Genomic DNA, 12,023 nt, shown 5'->3' on the forward strand with positions numbered 1-12,023 from the left:
AGGAGGAAGTCCCATGAAACTACTGGTGGTGGAGGACGAGGCGCTGTTGCGTCATCACCTGTACACCCGCCTCGGCGAACAGGGCCACGTGGTCGACGCCGTGGGCAACGCCGAAGAGGCCCTGTACCGGGCCCACGAATACCATCACGACCTGGCGATCATCGACCTCGGCCTGCCGGGCATGAGCGGCCTGGACCTGATCCGTGAGTTCCGCAGCCAGGGCAAGGCCTTCCCGATCCTCATCCTCACCGCCCGTGGCAACTGGCAGGACAAGGTCGAAGGCCTGGCAGCCGGCGCCGACGACTACGTGGTCAAGCCGTTCCAGTTCGAGGAGCTGGAGGCGCGCCTGAACGCCCTGCTGCGCCGTTCCAGCGGCTTCGTCCAGGCCACCATCGAGGCCGGCCCGCTGCTGCTCGACCTGAACCGCAAGCAGGCCACGGTGGCCGGCGAGACCCTGGGCCTGACCGCCTTCGAGTACCGCATCCTCGAATACCTCATGCGCCACCACCAGCAGGTGGTGAGCAAGGAGCGGCTGATCGAGCAGCTCTACCCGGACGACGACGAGCGCGACCCCAACGTCATCGAGGTGCTGGTCGGCCGCCTGCGGCGCAAGCTGGAGTCGCACGAGGGCTTCCGCCCGATCGACACCGTGCGCGGCCAGGGCTACCTGTTCACCGAGCGTTGCCGCTGATGCGCTCGCTGCGCCTGCGCCTGATGCTCGGGGCCGCGGCCCTGGCTATCCTCTTCATGCTGGCCCTGCTGCCGGCGTTGCAGCGGGCGTTCAGCATCGCCCTGGTGAACGCCATCCAGCAGCGCCTGGCCTCGGACGTCGCCACCCTGGTGTCGTCCGCGCGCATCGACGGCGACCGCCTGAGCATGCCCGAGCACCTGGCGGTGGAGGACTTCAACCTGCCGGAGTCCAAGCTGCTGGGCTACATCTACGACCGCGAGGGGCGGATGGTCTGGCGCTCCACCTCGACCCAGGACGAGAGCGTGCAGTACGTGCCGCTCTACGACGGCGAGCCCGACGTGTTCACCCGCGCCCGCGACGACCACGGCAACGAATTCTTCGTCTACGACGTGGAGATCGACCTGGTGGGCGGCAAGCAGGCCGCCTACAGCATCGTCACCATGCAACCGGTGAGCGCCTTCCGCGAGTTGGTGCACGGCTTCCGCGAGCAGTTGTACATCTGGCTCGGCGGCGCGCTGCTGTTGTTGCTCGGGCTGCTCTGGCTGGGCCTGGGCTGGGGCTTCCGCTCCATGCGCGGAATACGCGAGGAGCTGGACCAGATCGAGGCTGGCGAGCGCGAACGCCTGAGCGACGAACACCCCAGCGAGATGCTGCGCCTGACCGACTCGCTGAACCGCCTGCTGGACGGCGAGCGCAGCCAGCGCGAGCGCTACCGCAACTCCCTGGCGGACCTCGCGCACAGCCTGAAGACGCCGCTGGCGGTGCTGCAGGGGGTGAGCGAAAACCTCGCCGACGAGCCGCGCAACCGCGAGCAGGTGCAGGTGCTGCAGAGCCAGATCGAGCGCATGAGCCAGCAGATCGGCTACCAGTTGCAGCGCGCCAGCCTGCGCAAGAGCGGCCTGGTGCGCCACCGCGTGCAGCTCGGCCCGCTGCTGGACACCCTGGCCGGCGCGCTGGACAAGGTCTACCGCGACAAGCGGGTGATCCTCGAACGCGACTTCCCCGAGCACCTGAGCCTGCCGCTGGAGCAGGGCGCGCTGCTGGAACTGCTCGGCAACCTGCTGGAGAACGCCTACCGCCTGTGCCTGGCCCGCGTGCGCATCAGCGCCCGCCAGCAGGACGGCGGCTACGAACTGCGGGTGGAAGACGACGGCCCGGGCATCCCCCCGGACCAGCGCCAGCGCATCCTCCAGCGCGGCGAGCGGCTGGACACCCAGCACCCGGGGCAGGGCATAGGCACGGCGGTGGTGATGGACATCCTCGACAGCTACGGCGGCAGCCTGGCGCTGGACGACTCCGAACTGGGCGGCGCCTGCTTCCGCATCCGTTTGCCGGGGTAGGAATACCGTGTTTCCCGGCAACCTGTAATTGGATGGACTCACCCTCACCGAGGCGTCGAGGCGCCACGGTGGCGGTCTAAGAAGCCACCGACAGTGAGGGTGAGTCCATGAAAAAGCATACGACGATGAATAAGCCGGTGTCTGCAACCGATGTATCGGTGTGCATGACAGTCGCCGTGGATCTGGCGAAAAAGGTCTTTCAGGTGGCGGGGGAAGACGCCCAGGGTCAACTGGCGTACGAACAGCGAATCAAGTCGCGTGAAGCGTTTCAGGTGTTTCTGCAGAAGCTGCCGGAGGGCGTGACGGTGCTGATGGAAACCGGCCCTGGAGCACAAGCCTGGGCCCGGCTGCTGCAGGCGCAGGGCAACCCGGTGCGTATCCTGCCGGCCCAGCGGGTGGCCGAGCACCGGAGCGGAGCGAAGAATGATCGCAATGATGCCCACGCCATTCTGCGGGCGGGCCGGGATAGCAGTATCGCGTCGGTGCCGGTGAAGAGCGTCGCGGCACTGGCGATGCAGGCCTGGCACCGGGTTCGGCGGGGCTATGTGCGGCGGCGCACCGCCATGGGTAATCAGATCCGCGGGCTGCTGCTGGAGCAGGGTATCGCCCTGGCGCAGGGGGATGTGGGCTTGAAGCAAGGTGTCACCCGGGTGCTGGAAGACGCCAGCCAGCCGTTGCCGGCGCTGCTGCGCGAGCTGATCGACGAGATGCTGAACGAATGGAAACGGCTGGGCGAGCGTATCGCCGCGCTGACCGGGCGTCTGGAAGCCTGTGCCGCCGCCGACCCGACAGCCAAACGGCTGATGACGGTACGCGGTATCGGTCCGATCACGGCTACGGCCTTGCTGGCCAAACAGGTCGAGCCGGAACGTTTCGCCAATGCGCGTCAGTTCGCTGCCTACTTCGGCATCGTGCCCGACCAGCACAGCAGCGGGCAGAAGGTAAGGCTGGGCAAGATGACCAAACGTGGCGACGCCTATGTGCGCAGCCTGATGGTCGTAGGCTCGCATGCGGTGTTGAAGCAACTGCGGCCCGATTCCGAACACCCGGACGATCGGCGCCTGCAGCGCTGGCTACAACGCCTGGGGCGCAAGGGCGCGGCAGTGCGACTGGCCAACCGCAACCTGCGTATCGCCTGGGTGCTGCTGTGCAGCGAACAGACCTACCAGCGCAAGCCGAATGCTTGCCGGGAGATGGAAATGAGCCACTGATCAACGAGTTCCCGCCAACGGGGCGCCAAGTCGCTCCAACCCTTGCTGAAGAACATTGACCCCTGGTCAGACCGTCGCGGATCGATGCCTACGCTCCTACCGGCCTTCGAGGCCTCTTTGTAATCGGCATTCCGCGGGCTTACCCAATGTTGGCCAGAAGCCCGACGTGGCTTCCTCGAACAGGCCTAATACATAGATGCAGTCGGGTTTTCATGTTCAAAAGCGGGTTGACGGTGGGGGTGAGTCCATACATAGGAGCGGGCCCTGCCCGCGAAATCGCGCGCAGGGCGCGCTCCTACATGGGAATGGCGTAGGTGGGGCCGCGTAGGAGCGGATCTTATCCGCGAATCGCGCCTGGATGTCCGGCTATCGCGGACAAGGTCCGCTCCTACGGGGGGAGGCATACCGTGTTTCCCGGCAACCTGTAGGCGGGCCCTGCCCGCGAAATCGCGCGCAGGGCGCGCTCCTACAGGGGAATGGCATGGGTGGGGCCGCGTAGGAGCGGATCTTATCCGCGAACCGCGCCTGGACCTCCGGCTATCGCGGACAAGGTCCGCTCCTACGGGGGGAGGCATACCGTGTTTCCCGGCAACCTGTAGGAGCGGGCCCTGCCCGCGAAATCGCGCGCAGGGCGCGCTCCTACATGGAATGACGTGGGTGGGGCCGCGTAGGAGCGGATCTTATCCGCGAATCGCGCCGGGGCGTCCGGCCATCGCGGACAAGGTCCGCTACGGGGAGGAATACCGTGTTTCCCGGCAACCTGTAGGAGCGGGCCCTGCCCGCGAAATCGCGCGCAGGGCGCGCTCCTACATGGAGTGGCGTGGGTGGGGCCGCGTAGGAGCGGATCTCATCCGCGATCCGCGCCGATACCTCCGGCTATCGCGGACAAGGTCCGCTCCTACGGGGGTAGGAAAAACGCTGTCGTAGGATGGCGTTGAGCGCAGCGATACCCATCGCCCGCAAAGCCCGTCACTCCCCCTGCCGCGCCCGGTATGCCCCCGGCGTCAGCCCGGTCCATTTCTTGAACGCGCGGTGGAACGCCGAGGGCTCGGAGAAGCCGAGCTGGTCGGCGATGTCCTGGATCGACAGTTCGTCGCGGCCCAGGTGGTAGATGGCCAGGTCGCGGCGCAGCTGGTCCTTGAGTTCCTGGAAGTTCGGACCTTCCTCGCGCAGGTGGCGGCGCAGCGTCTGCGGGCTCATGTGCAACTGCTGCGCCACGCTTTCCAGGTCCGGCCAGCGCCGGCAGTCGCGGCCGAGCAGGCGGCGGATCTGGCTGGTCAGGCTGTCGCCGCCGTCCGGGCGAGCCAGCAGGTCGGCCGGGGAGTCCTTGAGGAAGTGCTTGAGGCTGCGCTCGTCCTGCAGCAGGGGCATGTCCAGGTAGCGCGCGTGGAAGCTCAGCCCGGTGCTGTCGGCGGCGAAGCGCCGCGGGCAGGGGAACAGCAGGTCGTACTCGGCGGCGTGGGCCGGCTCGGGATAGGCGAAGCGGGCTTCGTCCAGGCGGATGCGCTGGCCGATCAGCCAACTGCCCAGGCGATGCCAGATCACCAGCAGGCTCTCGGTGAGGAAGTGTTCCGGGTCCTGCAGCGCGCTGTGGTCGATGACCAGTTCGGCGCGCTCGCCGTCGCGGCGCAGCTCGATGCGCGGCGCGGCGGGGAACAGGTCGTAGAAGAGTGCGCCGCGGCCCAGGGCCTTCTCCAGGGTGCGGCACTGGATGATGGCGTGGCACATCATGGCGAAGGTGCCGCGCTTGCTGCGCACCTCGCCGAAGCCCATGTACTCGTCGTCAAGGTCTTCCCAGACCAGTTGGATCAGCCGGCCGAACTGCTCCGGCGAGACCCGCGCCCGCGGCTCTTCGAGCAAGGCCGGCTGAATGCCGGCGGCGCGCAGCAGGGGCAGGGGGTCGTGGCCCTGCTGGCGGGCGCCGCGCAGGGCGGCGCGGACGAAATGGCTGGCGATGGTGCGTTCACGCATGGGTTTTCCTTGTTCTGCTGCGTGTGTGCCGGGCGCCGGTTCGCGGCGGCCGTGGGGCAAATCTAAGGCACCCGGGGCCCTGGCGGATACCCGCCAAGTGGCGGGAAACCCGCCGCGGGCTTGGCGGGTTTCCGCCATCGATCGGCCCGCATGTTGCTTTAGTTATTTATTAAGTTGTTGAAATTAAAGTGAAAATTAAAGAATGGCGATTTGGCACAGGGCTTGCCAATAGGGTTCAAGGCCTGCCGACGGGCAGGACGAAAACAAATTCTCCCACTGAAGGGAGATAACGCTTCGGGCAACGCGCCGCCGCCAGGAAGGCGGGCCGCCAGCTCAAGAGGACCCTGCCGCAATGACCAAGCAACCCTTCTACAAGAGCCTGTACGTGCAGGTGCTGATCGCCATCGCCATCGGCATCGCCCTGGGCCACTACTATCCGCAGACCGCCGTGCTGATGAAGCCCCTGGGCGACGGCTTCGTCAAACTGATCAAGATGGCCATCGCGCCGATCATCTTCTGCACCGTGGTCACCGGCATCGCCGGCATGCAGAGCATGAAGGCTGTAGGCAAGACCGGCGGCATGGCCCTGCTGTACTTCGAGATCGTCTCGACCATCGCGCTGATCATCGGCCTGGTGGTGGTCAACGTGGTCCAGCCCGGCGCCGGCATGCACGTCGACCCGGCCAGCCTGGATACCAGCAAGATCGCCGCCTACGCGGCCGCCGGCGCGAAGCAGAGCACCGTCGACTTCCTGATGAACATCATCCCCAACACCGTAGTCGGCGCCTTCGCCAACGGTGACATCCTGCAGGTGTTGTTCTTCTCCGTGCTGTTCGGCTACGCGCTGCACCGCCTGGGCAGCTACGGCCAGCCGATCTTCCAGTTCATCGAGCGCTTCACCCAGGTGATGTTCAACATCATCAACGTGATCATGAAGGTCGCTCCCATCGGTGCCTTCGGCGCCATGGCCTTCACCATCGGCGCCTACGGCGTGGGCTCGCTGGTGCAGCTGGGCCAGCTGATGGCCTGCTTCTACATCACCTGCCTGCTGTTCGTGCTCATCGTCCTGGGCGGCATCGCCCGCGCCCACGGCTTCAACATCCTGAAGTTCATCAAGTACATCCGCGAAGAGCTGCTGATCGTCCTCGGCACCTCGTCCTCGGAATCGGCGCTGCCGCGCATGATCGCCAAGATGGAGAAGCTGGGCTGCGACAAGAGCGTGGTCGGCCTGGTGATCCCCACCGGCTACTCGTTCAACCTCGACGGCACCTCGATCTACCTGACCATGGCCGCGGTATTCATCGCCCAGGCCACCGACACCCCGATGGACATCACCCACCAGCTGACCCTGCTGCTGGTGCTGCTGATCGCCTCCAAGGGCGCGGCGGGCGTCACCGGTTCGGGCTTCATCGTCCTGGCCGCCACCCTGTCCGCCGTGGGCCACCTGCCGGTCGCCGGCCTGGCGCTGATCCTCGGCATCGACCGCTTCATGTCCGAGGCCCGCGCGCTGACCAACCTGGTGGGCAACGGCGTGGCCACCGTGGTGGTCGCCAAGTGGTGCAAGCAGCTGGACTCCGCGCAGCTGGAGCGCGAACTGGCCGCCGGCCCGTCGGCGCTGGAAGCCAAGGAGGCCCAGGCCGCCTGATACCTCCCGGTTCTCCGGTTGGGCGCGGCGACGTGAAGCGCCGCGCCTCCTTCAAGCCCGCCCCGCAGCGGGCTTTTTTATGGGCGGTGGGATTGTAGGAGCGAGGGGGACGCCTAGTTCTTGCTCGCGAACGAGGTTTACCGGTGGCTGTCGTGTTTCAGGTTGACTCCGTCCCCTCTCCCCAACCCTCTCCCTGAAGGGAGAGGGAGCTGTCCGTGCCGAGAAAGGATTTGGTGTCGGCCGGCAACTCTGGAGCTGCCGGCTGACTCTGGAAAGCCCAACTGCTCCGAACGGCCCCTCTTCCTTCAGGGAGAGGGAAAGGAGTCACCCCAAAGTCTCTGGGCTCCCGCGTTCGCGGGAATGACGGGGTGGAAGGATGGTGCCTGACTTGCAGCCCGCTCAGGACAGCCCCCTCTCCCTTCAGGGAGAGGGTTGGGGAGAGGGTGCTCTAATTACCCAGCACCGCAGCCACCGGCAAACCCCGTTCGCGAGCAAGCTCGCTCCTACAACGTCAGCCAACAGCACAAGCTCAAAGAATGATCTTGTCCTTGAGCTTCTCCACCGCCTGCTGCAGCGCCTGGATCACCCGGTCCTTGTCGAAGTTCTGCACGTTGTTGGTGTCCAGGTACATGGAGAACCCCGGCAGCTCGTGCTCGATGAAGCTGGGGTTGGCGCCCAGGTCGCGGCGGAAGTCCACCGCCTGGTAGATCTGCACCGGCTTGCTGAAGCCCTTGACGCTGATCTGGCCCTTGTCGCGGCACATGATCACGTCCTTCACCAGCGAGTAGGTCTCGTGGCTGAGGAGGATCTCGCCGGCCTCGGCGGCGCTTTCCAGGCGGCTGGCGAGGTTCACCTCGCGGCCGATGATGGTGTAGTCCATGCGCGTTTCGGCGCCGAAGTTGCCCACCGTGCAGTAGCCGGTGTTGATGCCCATGCGCACCTCCAGCGGCTTGGTGATGCCCTGGGCGCGCCACTGCTGGCGCATCACCTTCATGTGCTTGCGCATGGCCACGGCCATGGACACCGCGGCCACGGCGTCCTTCTTCGCGCCCTGGGTGGCGGGGTCGCCGAAGAACACCATCACGCAGTCGCCGACGAACTTGTCGATGGTGCCGCCGTACTTGAGGGCGATCTTCGACATTTCGTTGAGGTAGTTGTTGAGCATGTCGGTCAGGGTTTCGGCTTCCAGCTCCTCGGACAGCTCGGTGAAACCCTTGATGTCGGAGAAGAACACCGTGAGCTTCTTGCGCTGGGTTTCCAGGCGCACGCTGCGCTTGCCGCTGAAGATGGATTCCCAGACCTGCGGCGACAGGTACTTGGCCAGGTTGTGCGCCAGCCGCGCGGCCTTTTCCTGCTCGCGGGCGATCTCGCCGCGCACCTGGGCCAGGCGCAGGCCCTGCTGGTGGGTGAAGTAGGCGGTGACGCAGATGTAGAAGGCGCAGAACAGCACGCTGACCAGGTTCACCAGCAGCGGCGCATTGCCCTTGAAGCCCGGGCCGGCCAGCGCGCCGGTGAGCACCGCGGCGCTCAGCGCCATCAGCAGGGCCAGGCCGAGGGTGCGCAGGCCGCCGACGACCAGCGAGGAGAAGGCCAGGATCAGCACCAGCATCAGCGCCGGCACCACCGAGAAGCCCAGCAGCGCGGCGCCGGCGCCGGTGTGCAGGGCGTCCAGGGCCTGCAGCACCAGCCGTGTCTGCTGCGGGTGGCTGTGCTTGTAGCGGCGGCTCAGGTTCTGCGCCAGGTGCGGGTAGAGCAGGGCGTAGGGGACCATCCAGAGCGCGTCGTAGCCGAAGTACTGGCCGAAGGTGCCGGCGCTGACGGTGGCGGCCACGGCGAGGTAGGCCAGGACGCGCGAATGGTACTCGCGCAGAGGGGCGGCGCCAGGTCGGGACGGCGTTTCGGAACGGTTGGGCTTCATGCGCTCGGATTATCCCTGATCGGTGATGGCGCATTCTGACGTGCGCCTTCCACAAGTACGACCTGGGGATCTTAACCAAGCGCCCATCCGCCGGCCAGTGACGATTCATCGCCCCGGCCGGCGGCCGGTTTCAGTCGGCGTCCCGCGCCATGTAGATGGACTGCCGCGGCTTGGCGAAGACGCGCCGCAGCATCGGCTCGAAGAACGCCAGCGGCAGCGTCTCGCCCTCGGGGTCGAAGGCCGCGGCGTCGTAGCGCGCGCAGAACTCGATGGTCTGCTCGAACTGCGGGTGGTCCTTGAACTGCTCGCGCAGGTGGCGGTCCAGGCCCAGGTGGTGGAAGAAGTAGTAGCCCTGGAAGATCGCGTGCTTCTCGATCATCCAGAGGTTCTCCGGGCTGACGAAGGGCTTGAGGATGGCGGCGGCGATGTCGGCGTGGTTGTAGGAACCGAGGGTGTCGCCGATGTCGTGGAGCAGGGCGCAGACCACGTATTCCTCGTCGCGGCCGTCGCGGTGGGCCAGGGTGGCGGTCTGCAGCGAGTGGCTCAGGCGGTCCACCGGGAAGCCGCCGAAGTCGCCGTCGAGCAGGCGCAGGTGGGCGAGGATGCGGTCGGGCAACTGGGTGGCATAGGCGGCGAAGTCCTGGGCGATGATCGACCAGTCCTCGACGCTGCCGTCTTCCATGTGGGTGAACTTGGCGCGGGCATTCATCGGGCTGTCCTCTTGTGATTGTCGTTTGGACGGCCTTCAGTCTATGGGCCCGGCCCGAGCCGGCCAGTGGCCGCGGCGGACAGGCTGCTGTCTCTCCGGACACGCCCATTCAGGCCGCGAAGCTCCCCGCGCGGGCGCATTCGCCGGGTCGATGGAGCCTGCCTCAGGGGTTCTCCGGGTCGTGTCCGAGGGACTGCAGGAACAGCGAGAACAGCTCCGGCTGCGAGGAGATGTCCAGCTTGGTGTAGAGGTGCCGGCGGTGCACCTTGATGGTCTCCGGGGAAATGGCCAGGCGCTCGGCCATGGCCTTGGAGGAGTAGCCGCGCAGGATCAGCCGGGCGATTTCCAGCTCGCGCTCGGAGAGCACCCCGGCGCCGAAGTGGCTGAGGGCGTCGCGCACCTGGGTGGCCACGCCCTCCGGGTTCGCCGGCAGCAGGCGCTGGCTGCGTTGCTGCCAGTGCTGCTGCATCAGCGCCAGCACCCAGGGGCAGAGCATCGCCAGCAGGCCGCACTGTGCGGCGTCGAACGGCTTGCGCATGCCCAGGGACAGCGACAGTGCGCCCTGGCCGGGCAACTGCAGGATGAACTGCACCTCGTCTTCCAGCACGTTGTCGTGGAAGTAGTTGAGGAAGTATTCGCTCTGGCGGAACTGGTCCGGGGCGACTTCCTCCAGGCGGTACAGGCCGCTGGGCAGGCCTTCGCGGCAGGCCTGGTAGAAAGGGTCGAGCTGGTACAGGCCGCTGAGGTAGGCGGGCATGGCCGCCGAGACGGCCTGTGGATCGGCGTCGTATTCCTCCAGCGCCACCGGGGTGGCGTTGGCGGGGTAGAAGGCCGCCAGGGCGTTGTCGAACGGCAGCCACTGGTGCAGCAGCAGGATCAACTGCTTCCAGAAGCGCGGCTGGCCGATCTGCTCGATGGCGCGGCCGAGGTTGGCGTGCATGCCGACTTCGCGAAACAGGTTGTGCATCCCCGGGGCTCCGGCGCGAAAGGTCACCCGGTTTCCTCTTTTTCAGGCCCCGCCGTCAAGGGGCGTAACCCCAAATGGTGATTGGCCGCCAGGGCCCGGCCGCCCAGACTGCGGGCCATGCAGCGTCCCGCGCAGAGGGCGCCACAAGGGTTTTCGTTCCTGCCTCAACCGCCAATAACAATTCGAGGAAAACGACATGAGCTCTCCCGCAGCGCCGGACGGCGCGCTCAAGCCCAGCCTGGGCGTGTTCGACGTGGTCGCCATCACCGTCTCGGCGGTCACCCCCGCCAGCAGCGTATTCGTCATCGCCCCCTTCGCCATCCAGCAGGCCGGCAGCGGCGCCTTCCTGGCCTTCGTCATGGCCGCGGCGCTGGCGCTGATGTTCGCCTGGTGCTACGCCGAGCTGGGCCGCGCGCACAGCTCGGCCGGCGGCGAGTACGTCTACGCCAAGCGCGTGTTCGGCGGCATGGCCGGCTACGCCACCTTCCTCGCCGTGCTGGTCTCGCTGCTGTTCATCCCGCCGGTGCTGGCCACGGGGGCGGCCACCTACCTCAACGGCGCGCTGGGCACGCAGTTCGACACCCAGACCGTGGCCCTGGTCATAGTCGCCGCCAGCTACGTGCTGGGCATCCTCAACATCCGCGTCAACGCCTGGGTCACCGGCGTGTTCCTGCTCTGCGAAGTGGCCGCACTGCTGGTGATAGTGGTGCTCGGCTTCGGCCACGCGAGCCAGCCGCTGAGCGTGCTGCTGCAGCCGCAGACGCTGAGCGGCGGCGTGCTGGCGGCGGCGCCCTGGGCGCTGGTGATAGGCGCGGTGGGCACCGCGGTGTTCTCCTACAACGGCTTCGGCGGCGCCGTGCTGCTGGCCGAGGACATGAAGGACGACGGCCGCAGCGTGCACCGCGCGGTGCTCTGGTCGCTGGTGCTGGTGGTGGTGATCGAACTGGTGCCGCTGACCGCGCTGCTGATCGGCGCGCCCTCGCTCAAGGACATGCTCGCCAGCCCCGACCCCATCGGCTACCTGCTCACCGCCCACGGCAACGCCACGCTGTCGCGGCTGGTCAGCGCCGGCATCTTCCTCTCGGTGTTCAACGCCATAGTCGCCATCGTCATCCAGGTCGGCCGGGTGATCTTCAGCAGCGGCCGCGACGCCCTCTGGACGCCAACGCTGAACCGCGCCTTCACCCGCATCCACCCGCGCTGGGAGTCGCCCTGGCTGGCCACGCTGTTCCTCGGCGTGCCCTCGGCGGCGCTGAGCTTCAGCTCCAACCTGGAGGAACTGACTTCCTTCACCGTGCTGCTGCTGGTGCTGGTCTACCTGGTGGTGGCCCTGTGCGCGCTGTTCAGCCGCGTGCTGCGCCGCGACCGCGAGCACCCCTACCGCATGCCGCTGTGGCCGCTGCCGGCGCTGCTGGCGGTGGTCGGTGCCGGCTACCTGCTGCTCAACCTGTTGCTGGACGCCTCGGCGCGGGATGTGATGACCATTATCGGGATACTGGCCGTGTCGGCGATTCTCTACGGCACCTACGGCAAGTTGAGCCCGGCTTTCCAGAAACTCTGAAGACCACAGG

General features: G+C 66.9%; 9 protein-coding genes. 5 read left to right on the top strand and 4 right to left on the bottom strand.

Annotation, left to right across the window (positions count from 1 at the left end; all coding sequences use genetic code 11):
- Positions 1 to 13 precede the first annotated feature (13 nt).
- From PM1_RS09790 to PM1_RS09800, 3 genes are all read left to right on the top strand, one after another.
- A complete protein-coding gene (locus PM1_RS09790) occupies positions 14 to 691 on the top strand; it encodes a response regulator (protein WP_009621787.1) in 678 nt (225 codons plus the stop codon).
- The gene (locus PM1_RS09795; RefSeq protein WP_024128601.1) at positions 688 to 2,031 is read left to right on the top strand and encodes an ATP-binding protein; all 1,344 of its coding nucleotides are present in this window, start codon (positions 688 to 690) and stop codon (positions 2,029 to 2,031) included. The genes PM1_RS09790 and PM1_RS09795 overlap by 4 nt, the downstream gene beginning before the upstream one ends.
- A 107-nt stretch (positions 2,032 to 2,138) precedes the next feature.
- Positions 2,139 to 3,242 (top strand): IS110 family transposase, encoded by a 1,104-nt coding sequence (locus PM1_RS09800; protein ID WP_009613826.1) that lies wholly within the window; start codon positions 2,139 to 2,141, stop codon positions 3,240 to 3,242.
- A gap of 969 nt (positions 3,243 to 4,211) precedes the next feature.
- Here the strand turns inward: PM1_RS09800 and PM1_RS09805 are convergent.
- On the bottom strand, positions 4,212 to 5,213 hold the full coding sequence (locus PM1_RS09805; RefSeq protein WP_009616959.1) for an AraC family transcriptional regulator: 1,002 nt from the start codon (positions 5,211 to 5,213) through the stop codon (positions 4,212 to 4,214).
- Positions 5,214 to 5,565: 352 nt separating this feature from the next.
- Here PM1_RS09805 and PM1_RS09810 point away from each other — a divergent pair, with 352 nt between their 5' ends.
- Positions 5,566 to 6,858, top strand: coding sequence for a dicarboxylate/amino acid:cation symporter (locus tag PM1_RS09810; RefSeq protein ID WP_009616960.1), 1,293 nt, complete (start codon positions 5,566 to 5,568; stop codon positions 6,856 to 6,858).
- 529 nt (positions 6,859 to 7,387) lie between these two features.
- Here PM1_RS09810 and PM1_RS09815 read toward each other — a convergent pair.
- The 3 genes from PM1_RS09815 to PM1_RS09825 all read right to left on the bottom strand — a co-directional run bounded on the left by PM1_RS09815 (position 7,388) and on the right by PM1_RS09825 (position 10,452).
- Positions 7,388 to 8,776: an adenylate/guanylate cyclase domain-containing protein gene (locus PM1_RS09815; RefSeq protein ID WP_009616961.1), complete on the bottom strand. Its 1,389-nt coding sequence runs from the start codon at positions 8,774 to 8,776 to the stop codon at positions 7,388 to 7,390.
- Between the two features lie 130 nt (positions 8,777 to 8,906).
- Positions 8,907 to 9,485, bottom strand: a complete 579-nt coding sequence (locus tag PM1_RS09820; protein WP_009616962.1) for an HD domain-containing protein — start codon at positions 9,483 to 9,485, stop codon at positions 8,907 to 8,909.
- A gap of 163 nt (positions 9,486 to 9,648) precedes the next feature.
- Positions 9,649 to 10,452, bottom strand: a complete 804-nt coding sequence (locus tag PM1_RS09825) for a LuxR family transcriptional regulator (protein WP_009616963.1) — start codon at positions 10,450 to 10,452, stop codon at positions 9,649 to 9,651.
- A gap of 196 nt (positions 10,453 to 10,648) precedes the next feature.
- Between PM1_RS09825 and PM1_RS09830 the strand changes: the two genes are divergently transcribed.
- On the top strand, positions 10,649 to 12,013 hold the full coding sequence (locus PM1_RS09830) for an APC family permease (RefSeq protein ID WP_009616964.1): 1,365 nt from the start codon (positions 10,649 to 10,651) through the stop codon (positions 12,011 to 12,013).
- The last annotated feature ends 10 nt before the right edge of the window (positions 12,014 to 12,023 follow it).

Source organism: Pseudomonas sp. M1 (genome assembly GCF_022760135.1).
In the GTDB taxonomy this organism is placed as follows: domain Bacteria; phylum Pseudomonadota; class Gammaproteobacteria; order Pseudomonadales; family Pseudomonadaceae; genus Pseudomonas; species Pseudomonas citronellolis.

Coding starts and splice junctions, on each gene's coding strand:
- PM1_RS09790 (WP_009621787.1), top strand. CDS start 14: ATGAAACTACTGGTGGTGGAGGACGAGGCGCTGTTGCGTCATCACCTG.
- PM1_RS09800 (WP_009613826.1), top strand. CDS start 2,139: ATGAAAAAGCATACGACGATGAATAAGCCGGTGTCTGCAACCGATGTA.
- PM1_RS09805 (WP_009616959.1), bottom strand. CDS start 5,213: ATGCGTGAACGCACCATCGCCAGCCATTTCGTCCGCGCCGCCCTGCGC.
- PM1_RS09810 (WP_009616960.1), top strand. CDS start 5,566: ATGACCAAGCAACCCTTCTACAAGAGCCTGTACGTGCAGGTGCTGATC.
- PM1_RS09815 (WP_009616961.1), bottom strand. CDS start 8,776: ATGAAGCCCAACCGTTCCGAAACGCCGTCCCGACCTGGCGCCGCCCCT.
- PM1_RS09820 (WP_009616962.1), bottom strand. CDS start 9,485: ATGAATGCCCGCGCCAAGTTCACCCACATGGAAGACGGCAGCGTCGAG.
- PM1_RS09825 (WP_009616963.1), bottom strand. CDS start 10,452: ATGCACAACCTGTTTCGCGAAGTCGGCATGCACGCCAACCTCGGCCGC.
- PM1_RS09830 (WP_009616964.1), top strand. CDS start 10,649: ATGAGCTCTCCCGCAGCGCCGGACGGCGCGCTCAAGCCCAGCCTGGGC.